The sequence below is a fragment of the Azospirillum mesophilum genome (assembly GCF_053470405.2).
Map to the genome: position 1 here is coordinate 260,492 of NZ_JBPXMQ020000004.1, position 18,132 is coordinate 278,623.

16 protein-coding genes are annotated in these 18,132 nt (G+C 68.1%); 3 read left to right on the forward strand and 13 right to left on the reverse strand.

Features of this window, described 5'->3' with window-relative positions; all coding sequences use genetic code 11:
• Window positions 1-591 precede the first annotated feature (591 nt).
• Complete coding sequence (gene adhE / locus ACSVC7_RS07060; RefSeq protein ID WP_448203947.1) at window positions 592-3,258, forward strand: bifunctional acetaldehyde-CoA/alcohol dehydrogenase; 2,667 nt, start codon at window positions 592-594, stop codon at window positions 3,256-3,258.
• 271 nt (window positions 3,259-3,529) lie between these two features.
• Complete coding sequence (locus ACSVC7_RS07065; RefSeq protein ID WP_448203948.1) at window positions 3,530-4,813, forward strand: MFS transporter; 1,284 nt, start codon at window positions 3,530-3,532, stop codon at window positions 4,811-4,813.
• Between the two features lie 79 nt (window positions 4,814-4,892).
• On the opposite strand, the gene ACSVC7_RS07070 is transcribed toward ACSVC7_RS07065, so the two are convergent.
• From ACSVC7_RS07070 to ACSVC7_RS07130, 13 genes are all read right to left on the reverse strand, one after another.
• Complete coding sequence (locus ACSVC7_RS07070; RefSeq protein WP_448203949.1) at window positions 4,893-5,702, reverse strand: MetQ/NlpA family ABC transporter substrate-binding protein; 810 nt, start codon at window positions 5,700-5,702, stop codon at window positions 4,893-4,895.
• Between the two features lie 425 nt (window positions 5,703-6,127).
• A complete protein-coding gene (locus ACSVC7_RS07075; protein ID WP_448203950.1) occupies window positions 6,128-7,363 on the reverse strand; it encodes a threonine ammonia-lyase in 1,236 nt (411 codons plus the stop codon).
• 76 nt (window positions 7,364-7,439) lie between these two features.
• The gene (locus ACSVC7_RS07080; RefSeq protein WP_448203951.1) at window positions 7,440-7,787 is read right to left on the reverse strand and encodes a RidA family protein; all 348 of its coding nucleotides are present in this window, start codon (window positions 7,785-7,787) and stop codon (window positions 7,440-7,442) included.
• A 30-nt stretch (window positions 7,788-7,817) separates the two neighbouring features.
• A complete protein-coding gene (locus ACSVC7_RS07085) occupies window positions 7,818-8,594 on the reverse strand; it encodes a transporter substrate-binding domain-containing protein (protein WP_448203952.1) in 777 nt (258 codons plus the stop codon).
• A 71-nt stretch (window positions 8,595-8,665) separates the two neighbouring features.
• The gene (locus tag ACSVC7_RS07090) at window positions 8,666-9,028 is read right to left on the reverse strand and encodes a RidA family protein (protein WP_448203953.1); all 363 of its coding nucleotides are present in this window, start codon (window positions 9,026-9,028) and stop codon (window positions 8,666-8,668) included.
• Window positions 9,029-9,058: 30 nt separating this feature from the next.
• Window positions 9,059-10,186 carry an NAD(P)/FAD-dependent oxidoreductase gene (locus ACSVC7_RS07095; protein WP_448203954.1) on the reverse strand — a complete coding sequence of 376 codons (1,128 nt, stop codon included), beginning with the start codon at window positions 10,184-10,186 and terminating at the stop codon, window positions 9,059-9,061.
• Window positions 10,187-10,198: 12 nt separating this feature from the next.
• Window positions 10,199-11,608, reverse strand: a complete 1,410-nt coding sequence (locus ACSVC7_RS07100) for an FAD/NAD(P)-dependent oxidoreductase (protein WP_448203955.1) — start codon at window positions 11,606-11,608, stop codon at window positions 10,199-10,201.
• Window positions 11,605-11,901 carry a (2Fe-2S)-binding protein gene (locus ACSVC7_RS07105; RefSeq protein ID WP_448203956.1) on the reverse strand — a complete coding sequence of 99 codons (297 nt, stop codon included), beginning with the start codon at window positions 11,899-11,901 and terminating at the stop codon, window positions 11,605-11,607. Before ACSVC7_RS07105 ends, ACSVC7_RS07100 begins: the two co-directional genes overlap by 4 nt.
• Window positions 11,882-13,012, reverse strand: a complete 1,131-nt coding sequence (locus ACSVC7_RS07110) for an NAD(P)/FAD-dependent oxidoreductase (RefSeq protein WP_448203957.1) — start codon at window positions 13,010-13,012, stop codon at window positions 11,882-11,884. The genes ACSVC7_RS07105 and ACSVC7_RS07110 overlap by 20 nt, the downstream gene beginning before the upstream one ends.
• 8 nt (window positions 13,013-13,020) lie before the next feature.
• Complete coding sequence (locus ACSVC7_RS07115; RefSeq protein WP_448203958.1) at window positions 13,021-13,821, reverse strand: ABC transporter permease; 801 nt, start codon at window positions 13,819-13,821, stop codon at window positions 13,021-13,023.
• Window positions 13,818-14,756 carry an ABC transporter permease gene (locus ACSVC7_RS07120; protein WP_448203959.1) on the reverse strand — a complete coding sequence of 313 codons (939 nt, stop codon included), beginning with the start codon at window positions 14,754-14,756 and terminating at the stop codon, window positions 13,818-13,820. Before ACSVC7_RS07120 ends, ACSVC7_RS07115 begins: the two co-directional genes overlap by 4 nt.
• Window positions 14,753-15,805 carry an ABC transporter ATP-binding protein gene (locus ACSVC7_RS07125; RefSeq protein WP_448203960.1) on the reverse strand — a complete coding sequence of 351 codons (1,053 nt, stop codon included), beginning with the start codon at window positions 15,803-15,805 and terminating at the stop codon, window positions 14,753-14,755. Before ACSVC7_RS07125 ends, ACSVC7_RS07120 begins: the two co-directional genes overlap by 4 nt.
• A 93-nt stretch (window positions 15,806-15,898) precedes the next feature.
• Entirely contained in the window at window positions 15,899-16,933 is a 1,035-nt protein-coding gene (locus ACSVC7_RS07130) for an ABC transporter substrate-binding protein (protein ID WP_448203961.1), read from the reverse strand.
• A gap of 175 nt (window positions 16,934-17,108) precedes the next feature.
• On the opposite strand from ACSVC7_RS07130, the gene ACSVC7_RS07135 reads away from it, so the two are divergent.
• Window positions 17,109-18,008, forward strand: a complete 900-nt coding sequence (locus tag ACSVC7_RS07135; RefSeq protein ID WP_448203962.1) for a LysR substrate-binding domain-containing protein — start codon at window positions 17,109-17,111, stop codon at window positions 18,006-18,008.
• Window positions 18,009-18,132 lie beyond the last annotated feature (124 nt).

Here is an 18,132-nt window from a genome sequence, read left to right on the forward strand (position 1 = left end):
ATCCGGGTATCCTTTGCCCCAGAAGTCGTCTGGGAGCGTATTATACTAGTATATCAGTTCGGATTGCAAAGGAGATGTGAGGCGAGCCGCAAAAAGGCCCCAGGGGGCAAAAAAGGATGTGATGCTGTTGAGCCCCATAGGCGCCAGGACCAACCGTTGCGCGACTGAATGGGGCTTCTGCCGCCTCTCCATCGTCATCCCCGCGAAGGCGGGGATCCAGAAAGCTCCGCACATAAGTGCTTGGACGGGCTGGATCCCCGCCTTCGCGGGGATGACGGGACGGAATGGTGGTTGCTGTGGCGGGCAACACCGAACGGCCAAAGTTAGCGCCTATGAGGTCATGCCCGGCCATGGCAACGGTATGGCGCAATCCGCTGTGACATGAAGGGGCCACGGGCATGGGCCTTGACCTGTGTCACGCGGGCGCTGGCGGTCCGACACCATAGTCGGCCCATCCAACGGTCGTTAACCATGGTTCCCGCGGTTTCGGCCATCCCCGCGCGCGCTCGCCGGCTTCAGCCCGGTGCCCGGATCGACGCGATCCGCCGCGCGCCCCAGGTTGAGGCGCCCCGTCCGGGGCGAAAGAACAGAATGCCCGTCACCACGCTCGCCGAACTGAACGACCTCGTCGCCAGGGTCAAGGACGCGCAGAGGATCTACGCCGACTTCCCGCAGGAAACGGTGGACCGCATCTTCCGCAGCGCCGCCCTCGCCGCCGCCAACGCACGCATCCCGCTGGCCAAGCTAGCGGTGGAAGAGACGCGCATGGGCGTGATGGAGGACAAGGTCGTCAAGAACCACTTCGCGTCCGAATACATCTACAACAAGTACAAGGACGAGAAGACCTGCGGCATCCTGGAAGAGGATCCCGAATACGGCATCATGACGATCGCCGAGCCGGTCGGCCTGATCTGCGCCATCGTGCCGACGACCAACCCGACCTCCACGGCCATCTTCAAGGCGCTGATCAGCCTGAAGACGCGCAACGGCATCGTCTTCTCCCCGCACCCGCGCGCCCGCAAGGCCACCTGCGAGGCCGCCCGGCTGGTGCTCGCGGCGGCGGTGGAGGCCGGCGCGCCGGAAGGCATCATCGGCTGGATCGACGAGCCGTCGCTGGAGCTGTCGAACGCGGTGATGCACCACCCGGACATCAACCTGATCCTCGCCACCGGCGGGCCGGGCATGGTGCGGGCGGCCTATTCGTCGGGCAAGCCGGCCATTGGCGTGGGTGCGGGCAACACGCCGGCCGTGATCGACGAGTTCGCCGACATCAAGCGGGCCGTCGCCTCCATCCTCATGTCCAAGACATTCGACAACGGCGTGGTCTGCGCGTCGGAGCAGTCGGCCATCGTCGTGGACGCGGTCTATGACGCGGTGCGCGACCGCTTCGCCCACCACGGCGGCCACATCCTGTCGGCGGAGGAGACGGCGGCGGTGCGCAAGGTGCTGCTGAAGGACGGCGCCCTGAACGCCGCCATCGTCGGCCAGTCGGCGCGGACCATCGCGGAGATGGCCGGCATCGCCGTGCCGGTCACCACCAAGGTGCTGATCGCGGAGGTCACCGACGTCACCAACGACGAGGCCTTCGCGCACGAGAAGCTGTCGCCGACGCTGGCGCTCTACCGCGCCAAGGACTTCACGGAGGCCTGCGACAAGGCGGCGGCGCTGGTCGCGCTGGGCGGCATCGGCCACACGTCGGTGCTCTACACCGACCAGGACCAGCAGCCGGAGCGCATCCGGGTCTTCGGCGACCGCATGAAGACGGCGCGCATCCTGATCAACACGCCTTCTAGCCAAGGCGGCATCGGCGACCTCTACAATTTCCGGCTGGCGCCGTCGCTGACGCTCGGCTGCGGCTCGTGGGGCGGCAACTCCATCTCGGAGAATGTCGGGCCGCAGCATCTGCTGAACCGCAAAACCGTCGCCAAGCGGGCCGAGAACATGCTGTGGCACAAGCTGCCGAAGTCCATCTACTTCCGCCGCGGCTGCCTGCCCTTCGCGCTGGAGGAACTGCGCGGCAAGAAGCGCTGCCTGATCGTCACCGACCGCTTCCTGTTCGAGAACGGCCATGTCGACGAGACGGTGCGCATCCTGAAGTCCCTGGGGCTGGCGGTGGAGACCTTCTTCGAGGTGAGCGCCGACCCGACGCTGGCCGTGGTGCGGCGCAGCCTGGCGCTCGCCAACGCCTTCCAGCCGGACGTGATCCTGGCGCTGGGCGGCGGATCGCCCATGGACGCGGCCAAGATCATGTGGGTGATGTACGAGGCGCCGGACGTGGCGTTCGAGGATCTGGCGCTGCGCTTCATGGACATTCGCAAGCGCATCTACACCTTCCCCAAGCTGGGCGTGAAGGCGCAGTTCGTCGCCGTCCCGACCACCTCGGGCACGGGGTCGGAGGTGACGCCCTTCGCCGTGGTGACCGACGAGCGCACGGGGATCAAGTACCCCATCGCCGACTATGAACTGACGCCGACCATGGCGATCCTCGACGCCAACCTCGTCATGGACATGCCGAAGTCGCTGACGGCGGCCGGCGGCATCGACGCCGTGACCCACGCGCTGGAGGCCTACGTCTCCGTCCTGGCGAACGAGTACACCGACGGGCAGGCGCTCCAGGCGCTGAAGCTGCTGAAGGAGCATCTGCCCTCGGCCTACGTCAACGGCGCCAAAGACCCGAAGGCGCGGGAGCAGGTGCACAGCGCCGCCAGTCTCGCCGGCATCGCCTTCGCCAACGCCTTCCTCGGCGTCTGCCACTCCATCGCGCACAAGCTGGGGGCGGAGTTCCATCTGGCGCACGGCCTCGCCAACGCGCTGATGATCGCCAACGTCATCCGCTACAACGCGGCCGACATCCCGACCAAGCAGACCGCCTTCAGCCAGTACGACCGGCCCAAGGGCGTGGCCCGCTACGCGGAGATTGCCAAACACCTCGGCCTCGGCGGCAACCGCGACCATGAGCGGGTGGAGAAGCTGATCGCCTGGGTGGAGGAGTTGAAGAGCACGCTCGACATCCCGCCGTCCATTCAGGCCGCCGGCGTGCCGGAGGCGGAGTTCCTGGCCAAGCTGGACGCCATCGCGGAAGCCGCCTTCGACGACCAGTGCACGGGCGCCAACCCGCGCTTCCCGCTGGTCGCCGAAATCCGGCAGCTGCTGCTGGACAGCTACTACGGCCGGGCCTACGCGGAACCGTCGGAGGAAGGGGATGCTCCCGCCAAGGCGGCCGACCGCAAGGCCGTGGCGCTGGTCCACTCCCGCTGACTCCATTTTCCTGATCCTGGGGGCCGGGGGGCGGGCGTCCCGACCGGCGCACCGGCCCCCGGCCTTCCTTCGCATGCGACATTTTGGTCGAACATCACCGTGACCCGAAATCGTGCTTGCGTCGCTAACTGATATATTAATATAACGAGCCAACGGCGATCGCAGCGCTATCATGGGCGCAGGACACCATCGCAACATCCGCCGAAAAGCCCCTGCCGGGCCAGCCGGCGAGCATCATGGCGCTGTCGAACGGCAGCCAAGTGAGGACAACATGAAGAAGATCCGCGGCTTGAGGTGGCAAATCCTCGCCCTGGTCATGCTCGGCACCATCGTCAACTACATCGACCGCAACACGCTGGGCATCCTGGCGCCGACGCTGAAGGAACAGCTGCACTTCTCGACCGAGCAGTACTCCTTCGTGGTCAGCGCGTTCCAGCTCTGCTACAGCCTGATGCAGCCGATCGCCGGCTACATCACCGACCTGATCGGCCTGAAGTTCGGCTACTTCATGTTCGCCTTCCTGTGGGGCACCGCGGCGGCGCTGCACGCCTTCGCCGGCGGCTGGCAGTCGATGGCCTTCTTCCGCGGCCTGCTCGGCGTCAGCGAAGCGGCGGCCATGCCGTCGGGCGTCAAGACCTCGACCCTGTGGTTCCCGGCGCGCGAGCGCTCCATCGCCACGGGCTGGTTCAACACCGGCAGCTCCGTCGGCGCCATGGTCGCCCCGCCGCTGGTCATCTGGATCTCGGTCACCTGGAGCTGGCAGGCCGCCTTCATCGTCACCGGCCTGCTCGGCGTCGCCATGTCGCTGATCTGGGTGTCGCTCTACCGCAACCCGGAGAACCACCCGCGCCTGACCAAGGAGGAGCACAGCTACATCCTCGACGGCCAGGAGCAGGTCCCGCTGCCCAAGCCGTCGATGAAGGCGGTGCTGGTCCAGCGCAAGTTCTGGGCGATCGCCGCCGCCCGCTTCCTGACCGAGCCGGCGTGGCAGACCTTCAGCTTCTGGATCCCGCTGTACATGGTCAGCACGCGCGGCATGGACATCAAGCAGTTCGCCCTGTTCGCCTGGCTGCCCTTCCTGTTCGGCGACCTGGGCTGCATCGTGTCGGGCTACCTGTCGCCGTTCTTCGCGAAGCGTTTCAAGATGTCGCTGGTCAACTCGCGCATCGCCGGCGTCGGCATCGGCGCGGTGTGCATGATCGGCCCGGCGCTGATCGGCTTCGCCGCCAGCCCGATCACCGCGATCTTCCTGTTCTCCCTGGGCGCCTTCGCCCACCAGTGCCTGTCGAGCCTGCTCTACGCCCTGGTCACCGACACCTTCGAGAAGCAGGACGTCGCCACCGCGACCGGCTTCGGTGGCATGGCCGGCTACCTCGGCGGCATGATCTTCTCCCTGATCATCGGCCAGCTCGCCAACACCATCGGGTATGAGCCGCTGTTCGCCTGCCTCTCGGTCTTCGACCTCACCGCCTTCGCCGTCGTCGCCCTGGTGCTGGGCCAGCGCGCCAAGCCCACGATGATCGGCGCGACCCCGGCCGGTGCCGGCGCCGACTGATCCGGTCACACTCCACGGAAGAAAAAAGAAACGCCCCCGGGTTCCGCACCCGGGGGCGCTTCCTGTTTGCAAGGCTGTTTTACCAAGCCGGCAGGATGGCGCCCTTGAACTGCGTCTCCAGAAAGTCCTTCACCTCCTGCGACTGGTAGGCGCTGACCAGCGTCTTGAAGACCGGCCGGTCCTTGTCCTTCTCGCGCACGGCGATGAAGTTGCCGTAGGGGTTGCCCTGGCGCGGCTCCTGGATCAGGGCGTCCTTGGCGGGGTGGAGGCCGCTGTTCACGGCGAAGTCGGTGTTGATCACCGCACCGTCGAAGTCGTCGAGCGCGCGCGGCAGCTGCGGCGCCTCGATCTCCACCAGATCCAGCTTGCGCGGGTTCTCGGCGATGTCGAGCACGCTGGGCGTCAGGCCCTTGCCCTCCTTGATCTTCAAAAGCCCGTTCGCCGCCAGCAGGTTCAGCGCGCGGCCGCCGTTCGACGGGTCGTTCGGGATGCCGATCTTGGCGCCGGGCTTCAGGTCGGCGATGCTCTTCACCTTGCGCGAATAAAGCCCCATCGGCTCGACGATCGTGTAGCCGATGGGCACGATGTGATAGCCGCGCGCCTGGATCTGCGCGTCCAGATACGGCTTGTGCTGGAAGGCGTTCGCGTCCAGATCGCCGGAATCCAGGGCGGCGTTGGGGATGGCGTAGTCGGAGAAGGTGATCAGCTCCACGTCCAGCCCGTTCTTGGCCGCGACCTTCTTCGCCACCTCGGCGATCTGCTCCTCGGCACCACCCATGACGCCGAGCTTGATCTTCTCGGCCGCCGAGGCGCCGAACGACAGCAACGCCAGCGCCATGCCACCCGCCACGCCGGCCCGGCGCAGCCACGAACCCGTTCCAGTCCTCATTCTTTTCCCTCCAGCGCGCCTTTCCGGCGCATTGAACAATCCGAGTGCGTTGTTTGAGCCCTTATAACAACGCAGGCCACCTATTCAGGAAGCCTCACGGCTGGATTGTCAATAGGCTATCGGATTTATGGGGATTGTTGATAAATTCACTGATCTTTTGACGGGAATGCAATTGAGCGAGGGAGCGGGAGTCCGCCAAGGCTCTCAGCGGATTTTCAATCCGCCTGACATGCGAAAAGCCCTTCTCCCCTTGGGGGAGAAGGGTTGGGATGAGGGGTCATTACCGCTCGAAGAGCGGGAAGAAATCCGGCCGGCCATAGGCCGGCTGCCACCCTCACCCCAACCCCTCTCCCCTCAAGGGAGAGGGGCTTTTGATTGCTAATCAGCCACTTACCGTGCTTGCGAAATCTGTGCATCCAAAGCCCTCAGACGGAGGAGGGCGGAGCGATCTCGGGCGCGCCGGCGTTCCGCACGGAGAGGCCGGCCTGCCGCAGGGCCGTGACGACGCGGGCGCCGTGCGCCTCGTCCTCGACCTCGATCAGCAGCGCGACTTCGGCCGACTTGACGGAGAAGGCGCCGAACAGCCGCTGGTGCTGCACCTCCACGATGTTGCCGCCGCTTTCGCCGACGATGCGCGTGACCTGCGCCAGCGCGCCGGGCTGGTCGGCCACGTCCACCTCCAGGTTCAGCAGCCGGCCGTCGCGGGCGAAGCCGCGCATCAGGACGTTCGCCAGGGTGCGCGTGTCGATGTTGCCGCCGGACACGATCAGGCCGACCCGCTTGCCGCGGAACCGCTCCGGATGGGTCAGCAGCGCGGCGAGGCCGGCGGCGCCGGCGCCTTCGGCGACGGTCTTTTCCACCTCGATCAGCATGGCGATGGCGCGTTCGATCATCGCTTCGGGCACGATCTCCACGGTGCAGCCGTGCTCGCGCAGGATGTCCATCGGGCGTTCGCCCACGTCGCGCACGGCGATGCCCTCCGCCACGGTGGCGCCGCCGACCTGAACCGGCTGGCCGGCGAGGCGCTGTGCCGCGGCCGGGTAGGTTTCCACCTCCACCCCAACCACTTCCAATTCCGGACGGAGCGCCCGCGCCGCGACCGCAGCCCCGGCGGCCAGCCCGCCGCCGCCGACCGGGAAGGCGAGGACATCCAGATCCGGCGCGTCCTCCAGCATCTCCAGCACGACGGTGCCCTGGCCGGCGATGACCGCGTCGTCGTCGTAGGGATGCACGAAGATCAGCCCTTCGCGCCGGGCAAGCTCATGGGCGAAGGCGGCGGCTTCCGCCAGCGTGTCGCCTTCCAGAATGACGGTGGCGCCGTGATAGCGCGTGCGCTTCACCTTCACGAAGGGCGTGAAGCGCGGCATGACGATGGTCGCGGCGATGCCCAGCTTCTTGGCGTGGTAGGCCACGGCCTGCGCGTGGTTGCCGGCGGACATGGCGATGACGCCGGCCCGCCGCTCCTCCGGCGACAGGAGCAGCAGCCGGTTGGCCGCGCCCCGCTCCTTGAAGGAGGCGGTGAACTGCAAATTCTCCAGCTTGACCCACACCTCCGCGCCGGTGATCAGCGACAGCGTCTCGGAGCGCAGGAACGGCGTGCGGCCGATGCGGCCGGAAATGCGCGCGGCGGCGGCGCGAATGTCGTCGATGGTCACCGGCATCCCTGAACCCTTCTGAAGTCACCACCGCCCCTGGCGCGGGCGGGCCCCCGAAACCGGGAGCCCGCCACCATAGCCGTCAGACGGCCGCCGTCACCACCACTTCGATCAGGATGGACGGATCGCCCAGATCGGCCACGCCGATGGTGGCGCGGGCCGGCAGGTCGTTGCCGTCCAGCCATTCCAGCCACGCGGCATTCATGGCGTCCTTCGCCTTCATGTCGGTGATGAAAAGCTGAGCGGACAGCAGCTTCGTCTTGTCCGAGCCGGCCATGGCCAGCACCGCGTCCAGTTTCTTGCAGATCTGGGCGGTCTGCTCCTGCATGCCGACGCTGACGTCGTCGGCGATGATGCCGCCCAGGAAGGCGATGCCGTTGTGCACCACGACGCGGTGCATGATCTTGGTCTTTTCGATGCGCTGAACCACAGGTCTCTCCCGTTTTTTAAAGTGTAAAGCTCAAGGGGTGACGGAGAAGTCCACGTACTTTGCCGCGATGCGGGTGAGCGTGCCGTCCTGGATGACCGACGCGATGGCCGCGTCGAAGGCCTTCTTCAGATCGGCGTCCTCCTTGCGCAGGCCCACGCCGACGCCCGGACCGAACACGTCCGCATCGACCAGCGGCTGGCCGACCAGCTGAAGGCTCTTCGACGCGTCGGCCTTCACCCAGTCCGACGCGGTGGCGCCGGTGGTGATGGCGGCGTCGATGCGCCCGCTTTTCAGGTCGGCCAGCAGGTTGCCGGCCGTGTCGTAGCTCTTCAGCGACACGGCGTTGCCGAAGTGCTTTTCGACGTAGCGGTAGTGGGTGGTCGAGGTCTGGGCGCCGACGCTCTTGCTCTTCAGGGTCTGGGCGGTGCCGTCGATGCCGCTGTTGGTCGCCGCCACGAAATAGGCCGGCACGACCATGTAGGGGGCGGAGAAAGCGATGGTCTTCGCCCGCTCCGGCGTGATGTTCATGGTCGCCATGATCGCGTCGAACTTGCGCGCGAGCAGGCCCGGAATGATGCCGTCCCAGTCCTGCGCGACGATGGTGCAGCTTCGCTTCATGCGCTCGCACAGCGCGTTCGCCAGTTCCACCTCCAGCCCGCCGAGCTGCCCGTCCGGCTTGGTCAGGTTGAAGGGCGGATAGGCGCCCTCCGTCGCGATGCGCAGGGGCGGTCCCTCGGCCTGGGCGGCCGATAAGGCCGTCACGGACGCAAGGAGGCTCAGCGCCAGGCCGAAGGCCAGACGTTTCATGGTGTGCTCCCGGATTGTGGTGGTTGTGAAAGCTCCCTCTCCCCGGAGGGTAGAGAGATTTGGGGGAAGCCCTACCGCGCGGCGATCACCTGAATTTCGACCCGGTACTCCGGGCCGGCAAGCCGGGCCTCGACGGTGGCGCGGGTGGGCGGGTTGGCGCGGTCGACCCAGGTGTCCCAAGCCGCGTTCATAGCCGCGAAGCCGCCCATGTCGGCGAGGTAGACGGTGGCGGTCAGGAGCTTGCTCTTGTCCGTGCCGGCGCGGGCCAGCAGGGCGTCGATCTGGCGCAGCACGTCGCGGGTCTGCGTTTCCACGTCCAGCGTGCCCTCGCCGATGACGTCGAAGTCGGCGATCTGGCCGCACAGATAAACGGTGTCGTTGTGGATGACCATCTCGCTCATGCGCGGGCCGCAATCGAAGCGCTGAATCGGCACGGGTTTGTCTCCTGATGAAAAAGGGTCTGGTCAGGCGGCGACCGCCGCTTGGCGGAAACGCTGGATGCGAAAGGCCTCGATGGGCAGGTCGGTGGCGCCGTCGGTCACGAGGTCGGCGGTGATCCGCCCGACGATGGGGCCGAGCTGGAAGCCGTGCGCTGAAAAGCCGAAGGCGTGGAAGACGCCGGATTCCGTGCCGCTGGGGCCGATCACCGGGATGTCATCGGGCATGCGCGCCTCGATCCCCGCCCAGGCGCGGACGACGGTGGCGCCGCGCATGATCGGGAACAGGTCCCAGACCGTGCGGGCGTTGACCGACAGCTTGGCGTAGTCCAGTTCCGTCCGGTTCTCGTCGCGCACCGCCCGGCCGAGCAGCCCGCCGCCGATCAGCACCGTCCCGTTGGGGAACTGCTTGAAGGACAGCGTGCGGCCGGTCGCCCCGACCACGGGCTTGAGGAAGGGCGGCATGCGCGCCGTGATCATCAGCATCGGCGCAATGGCCTCCAGCGGCACCGGTTCGCCAAGCTGGGCGGCGATGCGGTCGGCCCAGGCCCCGGCGCAGTTGACCAGCACCGGAGCCTCGTGCCGCCCGCCGTCCGCCGTCTCGAGGCGCCAGCCGGTGCCGGAGCGCGCGATGCGGACCACCGCCGCCCCCTCCGCGAAGCGCGCGCCGAGGCTTTCCGCCTTGCGCTTGAAGGCGAAGGTGGTGCGGTAGGGGATGGCCGCCCCGTCCCGGCGGGACACGACCGCGCCCACGCAATGCTCCGCGATCGCGGGGACGAGACGGCGCAGTTCCGCCCGGTCCACCACTTCCTCATGCATGAAGCCCAGCGCGTTGAGCTGGGCGACGCGCGCCCGGCCTTGCTCCAACTCGGCATCGGTCTCGGCGACCTTGATCTGGCCGTGGCACTCGAACCCGCAGTCGTCGTCCACCAGCTCCCCGATGCGGTGCCACAGCGCCATGGACGCGACGGACAGCGGCACCTCCGCCACATGCCGGCCGAGCTGGCGCACCCCGCCCGCGTTCACGCCGGAGGCGTGACGGCCGATGTAGTCCTTCTCGATCACCAGCACGCGGGCGCCGCGCATCGACAAGTGCAGGGCGGCGGAGCAGCCGTGCAGGCCGCCCCCGACGACGATCACGTCCGGCTGAGACATCGCGCGGCTCCGTCAGTGGTGCAGCACGGCGTTGACCTCGTCCTCGCTCTTGGGGAGCGAGGCCAGCTCGGCCAGCGTGATCGGCTTCACCGGCGGGCGCAGGCGGTAGTAGCCGACCTCCGCCGGGGAGACTCCGCGCGCGTCGGCGATCACCTCCGTCACGGTCGGACCGCACAGCCGGCCCTGGCAGGGACCCATGCCGCAGCGCAGGAAGGACTTGGTCTGGTTCGGCCCGCTGGCGCCCAGCCTCACGGCCTCGCGCACCTGCCCGGCGGTCACCTCCTCGCAGCGGCAGACGATGGTGTCGTCCTGCGGCACGCGGAAGTCCTTGCCCGGCCGGTAGAGCGTGTCGAGGAAGACGCGCCCGCGCTGCGCCTTGTCCAGGGCCTCGCGGTGTGGAACGGCGTCGCGGTCGCGCTGGTCCCGGTCGATGCGGCCCAGGCGGTGCAGGGCGTCCAGCGCGGCCAGCCGGCCCCGGTGCTCCGCCGCCAGCGCGCCGCCGATCCCCGCACCGTCGCCGGCCAGCGACACGCCCTCCACCGTCGTGGCGCCCCAGCCGTCCACGGTCGGGATCCAGCAGCGCTGCGTCTCGTCCCAATGCTGGGCGCAGCCGATCGCATTGGCGAGGTTGATGTTGGGAACCACGCCGTGGTGCAGCAGCAGGGTTTCCGCCGGGCTGTGCTTCTCCGCCCCGTCGCCCTGGCGGTAGACGACCGACTGAACCCGCCCGTCGCCCTCGGCCCGCAGGCTGGTGACGTTGTCGATCACCTTGACCTTGCGCCGGACCTCCAGCAGCAGCTTCAGGCCCTTGCCGATGTAGCCGGAGCGCAGGAAGGCCGTCATGTGCGGCATGGCCTGCCGCCAGTTCTCGCGCGGGGTGGTGTCGAGGATCGCGTCGATGCGCGCCCCGGCCCGCAGATACTGCCACGCCAGCAGCCACAGCAGCGGCCCCGTCCCCGCCAGCACCACGTTGCCCGACGCGACAAGGCCGGAGGTCTTCAGCAGGATCTGCGCGGCCCCCGCGCCCATCACGCCCGGCAGGGTCCAGCCGGGAATGGCGAAGGGCCGCTCCAGCGCGCCGGTGGCGAGGATGATGTGGCGGGCCGGCAGGATGCGCGCCGCCCCCTCCCGCGACAGGCCGATCTCCAGGCTGCGGGAGACGCTCCACACCGTCGAGCCGGGCAGGTAGTCCGCACCGCTATCGCGGAACGGCCCCACCAGATCGGCGCCGTGCCAGTAGTCGGAGCCGAGCACGCTGGGGTTGCGCACCGGCGTGTTGGTGATGGCGCGGTAGATCTGGCCGCCGGGGGCGGGCTGCTCGTCCAGCAGAACCGTGGAGACACCGCCCTTGGCGGCCAGCGTCGCGGCGGCGAGGCCCGCCGGGCCGGCGCCGATCACGGCAAGATCGTAGGGCTTGGTCATCGGGCGATCTCCCGCTTGCCGTTCTGCGTCTCGACCCGCATGCCGGGGCGCACGCGCACCTGACAGCCCTGCTGGTTGCCCACGTCGTCGATGGTCACCAGGCAGTCGAAGCACACGCCCATCATGCAGTAGGGCGCGCGCGGGGCACCGGACACCGGCGTGTTGCGGCAGGTCTGCACCCCGTTGGCGAAGAGGGCGGCGGCGACGCTGTCGCCGGACAGCGCCTCGGCCGGGCGTCCGTCGATGGTGAAGGACACGCGCTCGCCGGACGCGTTAGGCAGCCTTTGGAACATCGAACCTCCGGGCGCTGAAGACGGTGAACTCCTCGGGCAGGCCGCCGGCCGCGATGTGCGGCGCCAGCGCGAGGGCATGGTTGGCGGCAAGGGTCACGCCGCTGTGGCAGGTGGCGACGAAGGCGCCGGGCGCGCTCGCCGACTGTTCGTAGATCGGGAAGCCGTCGGGGCTCAGCACGCGCAGCGCCGCCCAGGTCCGCACCACGTTCAGCTTGCCCAGCAGCGGGAAGATGCGCATCGCGCGTTCCGCGATGGTGGAGGTCACGCCGTTGCGCACCGCGGTGTCGAAGCCGGCGTCCTCGAAGCTGTCGCCGATCATCACGCCGCCCTCGTCGGTCTGGCGGATGAAGCCGACCGGGAATTTCAGGAAGGGGGCGGTCTTCTCCGTCACGATGATATGGCCGCGCTCCGGCCGCACGGGGGCTGACAGCCCGACCATGGGCGCCAGCCGCGCGCTGTCGTGCCCGGCGGCCAGCACGATCTTGCCGGTCCGCAGCTCGCCCGCGGCGGTGTGCAGCCGGAAGCCGCCGTCGCGGTGCTCGATCCGCTCCACGCGATGGTTCGGCAGGTAGGCGGCCCCGGCGAGGTTCAGCCCGGTGTGCAGCGCGCGCAGCAGCTTCAGGGAGTTGCAGTGGCCGTCCAGCGGGCAATAGCTCGCCCCCACCACGTCCTTGCCGATGTAGGGCATCTCCTTCGCGACGGCGGCGTGGTCCAGCATCTCGTAGTCGTAGCGGACCATGGAGGGCTGGTTGTGCAGGCGGCTGAGCTGGGCGGCGCGCGCCTCCACCTCCGCCTCCGACAGCAGGGGCATGAAGCCGCCGGGCCGCTCGTAACGCACGTCGATGCCCGTCTGGTCGCGCAGCAGGGACGCGAACTCCGTCCAGCTGTCGGAGGAGCGCTTGGTCCAGCCCGCGTATTCGGGCATGCCCAGCCCCTTGCCCTGCACCCAGACCAGGGCGAAGTTGCCGCGCGACGGGCGGACGGCGATGTCGCCCTCGTCCAAAATCGCGACCTTCTGCCCGAGCCGCGCGAGGCCCCAGGCGGTCGCCGACCCGACGAGCCCGCCGCCCACCACGGCGACGTCGTATTCGGGCCTCTGTTGTCCGGTCATGGTTGGCTTTACTCCTGTCCGCGGCCGACCAGCAGCCGCTCAAGCCCGTACAGGCGGTCCAGCACCAGCATCGCGGCAACCGTCATGAAGATCAGCGCCGCCGACACGGCCGCCACCAGCGGGTCGATGTTGTCCTGGATGTAGAGGAAGAGGCGCACGGGCAGCGTCGTCGTCTCCGGCGAGGCGATGAAGACGGTCATCGTCACCTCGTCGAAGCTGTTGATGAAGGCCAGCACCCAGCCGCTCGCGACACCCGGCAGGATCAGCGGCAGCGTCACCCGGCGGAAGGTCGTCCAGGCCGAGGCGCCGAGCGACGACGCCGCGTTCTCGATGGAGCGGTCCATGCCGGTGGAGGCCGCCAGGATCAGCCGCAGCGCGAAGGGCAGGATGATCACGATGTGGCTCAGCACCAGCCCGGCGAAGGTGCCGCCCAGCCCGATCTGCGTGAAGAAGCGCAGGAAGGCGATGCCCAGCACGATGTGCGGCACCATCAGCGGCGACAGGAACAGCGCCGTGACGGCCTCCCGCCCCGGAAAGCGGTGGCGGGCGATGGCCAGCGCCGCCGGGATGGAGAAGGCGACCGCGAAGGTGGAGGAAAGGGCGCCGACCACAAGGCTGTCCCGGAAGGCGCGCACGAATTCCGGATTGTCCGCGATGGCCCGGAACCAGCGCAGCGACAGGCCGTGCGTCGGCAGCGACAGGTAACCTTCGGACGTGAAGGCGACCGCGCAGACGATCAGGATGGGCGCCAGCAGGAATCCCAGGAACAGAACGTGGAAGACGAGGGAGAGGGGGCCGTTGCGGTTCATTCGAACACCTGCTTGTAGCGACGCTCGATCAGCCGGTTGCAGCCGACGATGATGACCACGTTGGCGAGCAGCAGCAGGATCGCGACCGTGGCGCCCAGCGGCCAGTTCAGCGTGTTCAGGAACTCGTCGTAGGCCAGCGTCGCCGCGACCTTCAGACGCCGCCCGCCGATGATCGCCGGGGTGGCGAAGGCGCTGGCCGCCAGCGCGAAGACGATGATCGAGCCGGACAGGATGCCGGGGACGACCTGCGGCAGCACCACGCGGCGCAGCACCGTGAAGGGCTTGGCGCCCAGCGACAGGGCCGCGTTCTCCACCTGCGGGTCGAGCCGCTGCAGCAACGCCCACACCGACAGCACCATGAAGGGCACCAGAACGTGGGTCAGCGCGATGATCACGCCGGTTTCCGTGTACATGAACTCGATGGGCGTCGCGATCAGCCCGACCGCCATCAGTCCCTGGTTGATCAGGCCCGTGGAGCCGAACAGCAGCGCCCAGCCCAGCGTGCGCGACACAACGGAGATCAGCAGCGGCCCCAGCACGATCAGCAGGCAGATGCCCCGCCAGGGGGAAGTCATGCGGCGCAGGATGTAGGCCTCCGGCGCGCCGAGAACGGCGGACAGCAGCGTCACGACGACCGCGATGCGGAAGGTTCGCAGGAAGATCTCGTGGAAATAGCTGTCGGTGAAGACGTCGATGTAGTTGCCGAACTGCCAGACGTCCTGGATGCCGGTGTAGAAGCCGAAGCTGTTCAGCGACAGCAGCATCGTCATCGCCAGCGGCACCAGCAGCAGCACCGCGAACAGCGCCAGCGCCGGCAGGCTCAGCAGATAGGGCACCGGCGACGGGCGTTCCGTCGTGGACGGGGCGGGCGGGGCGGCAGCGGCGGCGGGGGAGGTCGTGTCGGTCATCATGTCGTCGTTCGGTACGGCGGTCATGACGCGCCGGCCTGACCGGCCATCACCCGCATGTCCTCGGGGCGCCAGCCGACCATCACGCGCTCGTTCTCCTGCGGCAGGGTCTGCCCGTCGTTCTGGCGGATCACCATCATTTGACCGGCGGGCGTTTCCACCTCGAACAGCCACTGGGTGCCCTGGAAGACGCGGGCCTGCACCGTGCCGGGGACGCCGGCCTCGCCGACGAAGGAAACCTTTTCGGGGCGGACGGTCATCACGCCGGGGCCGGCGGGCACCTCCTCGACGACCGGCCAGACGGCGCCGGCCACGTCGATGCGCCGCGCGCCTCCCTCCTGCCTGACCACGCCCTGGAGCAGGTTCGTGCGGCCGAGGAAGTTGGCGACGAAGGCGCTGGCCGGGCGGTCGTAGGCCTCCTGCGGGGCGGCAACCTGCTCGACCCGGCCCTTGTTCATGACCACCACGCGGTCGGACAGGGCCATGGCCTCCGCCTGATCGTGGGTGACCAGGATCATGGTGGTGCCGACGGTGCGCTGGATGCGGCGCAGTTCGATCTGCATTTCCTCGCGCATCTTGGCGTCGAGGTTGGACAGCGGTTCGTCGAGCAGCAGCAGGCTCGGCTTGATGACCATGGCGCGGGCCAGCGCCACGCGCTGCTGCTGGCCGCCGGACATGCGCCGGGGATAGCGGTCGCCGAAGGCGCCGAGCCCGACGAGCTGAAGCGCATCCTTCACCATGCGGTCGCGGTCGGCGCGGGGAACGCCGCGCATCTCCAGCCCGAAGGCGACGTTTTCCGCCGCCGTCATGTGGGGGAACAGCGCGTAGCTCTGGAACACGATGCCCAGCCCGCGCTCGTTGGGCTTCTTCGCCAGCAGGTCGGCCCCGTCCAGCGTGATGCGCCCGCCGGTCGGGTCAAGGAAGCCGGCGATCATCTGAAGGGTGGTGGTCTTGCCGCAGCCCGACGGGCCGAGCAGCGAGATCAGCTCCCCCTTCTCGACCGTCAGCGACAGGCCGTCCACGGCGAGCCAGGGGCCGAACCGCTTGGTCAGGTTGTCGAGGACAAGGTAGGCCATGGTTCCGTCTCCACGTCCGTGCGCCATCATTTCCGCGAGGGCGCGGTTGCTCTCCCCCTCTCCTATCGTCGATGGGAGAGGGGAACCGGGCGGTCAGCGCTCGATTTCGCGGGTCCAGCGCTTGTTCCAGGCCTCGCGGTTGGCGTTGATGGTGTCCCAATCGACGACCAGCAGCTTGTTCATCTGCTCCGGCCCGTAGGGGATGCCGACCTGCTGGTCCGGGGTCAGTTCCACGGTCTTGTTCACCGGGCCGAAGCCTGCGCTGACGGCCAGCGCCTTCTGCGCTTCCGGCATCAGCAGGTGCTGGATGAACTGCTGGGCCTCGGCCGACTGCTTGCTGCCGTTGATCGCGCAGGCCGCGGAGGCGAGCACGATGCCGCCCTCCTTCGGATAGACGAAGGCGGCCGGGAAGCCGGTGTCGGCCAGCGCCTTGGCCCGGCCCGAGCCCCAGACGGCGATGTCGGCCTGACCGCTCTGGAACAGCTCCGTCATCTTGCCGGGCGACGGTTCGTAGGCCAGGACGTTCGGGTTGATCTTGTCGCGGAATTCCTTGAAGCCCGGGTCGATGTTCTTCTCGCTGCCGCCGTGCAGGCGCGCCATCATGACCAGGGCGTGCAGGCCGTAGGAGTTGTTGATCGGCGGGATGACCAGCTTCTTCTTGTACTTGGCGTCCTCGATGTCGTTCCAGGAGGCCGGGGCCGGCCAGTTCTTCTCCTCGAAGACCTTCTTGTTGTAAACGATGCCGGTGCCGACGGCGCCGAAGTTCACAGCCTTGTTGGACGGAATCCTGGCCAGATCGTAAAGATCGCCGTAGACGGGCGCCTTCGCCAGATCGGAACAGAAGCCGAGCGCCACCGCCTGATACATCGGGCCGTCGTCCAGGATCGCCACGTCGATCTGCTGGTTGCCCTTCTGGGCCTGGAGCTTGGCGAGGTTGTCGGTGGAGTTGCCGGCGACATACTCGACCTTCACGCCGGTCTTCTGCTCGAAGGCGGGGATGACGTCCTTGCGCATGACCTGCTCGAAGGAACCGCCGTAGGCGGCCACGTAGAGCGTCTTCTGCTGCGCCTGCGCCGTCCCGCACCACAGCGCGGCGGTTGCCATCAAGCCGTAGACGAAAGCCCGCATCTGTCCCTCTCCTGTTTTTTGGTCGGATGCGCGGTGCGCATCCAGCGGTGCGCGTTTTGTCGCACCCCGAGAGGGTCGCCTTCCCAACATATAATCGTCAAATCGAATTGCTGGGGGATTCCATGCCGAAATGTTATGCTGCAACGCGCAAGACCCATTCCGGACGGACCGCCGCGTGCTCAACCCCCGCCAGATCGAAGCCTTCCGCGCCGTCATCCTGACCGGCGGCATCACCTCGGCCGCCGAGCTGCTGAACATCTCGCAGCCGGCGGTCAGCCGCCTGATCGCCGATCTTCAATACGCGGTGAAGCTGACCCTGTTCGAACGGCGCGGGTCGCGGATCACCCCGACCAGCGAGGCGCTGGCGCTCTATCAGGAGGTGGAACGCTCCTTCGTCGGGCTGGAGCGGATCGAGCAGGCGGCGCGCGACCTGCAGGCGCGCCGGTCGGGCACCCTGCGCGTCGCCGCCATGCCGGCGCTCGCGATCGGATTCCTGCCGCGCTTCGTGGCCCGCTTCCTGGACCAGCGCCCGCGCGTGGACGTGTCGCTGTGGGGCAGCAGCTCGACCCAGGTGCTGGATTGGGTGGCGGCGGGGCAGTGCGAACTGGGCTTCGGGCAGACGCCGGTGGAGCACGGAACGGTGCTGAGCGAGAAGCTGCCGCCCGTCCCGGCCGTCGCCGTCGTGCCCAGCCATCACCCGCTGGCCGAGAAGAGCCATCTGGAACCGAAGGACTTTGCGGGCGAGAACTTCATCTCGCTGGGGCAATCGACGCTGCTGCGCTACCGGATCGACGCGGTCTTCGCCGACCAGGGCGTCAACCGCAAGCTGCGCATCGAAACGCAGCTGACGATGATTGCCTGCGCCATGGTCGCCGCCGGGGCCGGCGTCGCCATCGTCGATCCCTTCACGGCGGAGGAATACGCCGGCTTCGGCGCGGTCGTCCGCCCCTTCGAGCCGCGCATCCAGGTGGAGATGGCCGTGCTGCGCTCGGCCCAGCGGTCGCTCTCCACCCTCGCCCAGGACTTCCTGGACGGTTTCCAGGCCGAGGTCGCGGCTTTCGGCCGGGCGCCGTGACCCTCAGGCTGGCGAAGACTCAGAGTCCGTTTGACAACCTGTTCAGTGGCAGACACGCCGGAGTAGCAGGCTTGCCATGGCGAGTTGTATCATGCCGCTGGAGACGTCGATCCGGGCTTCATAG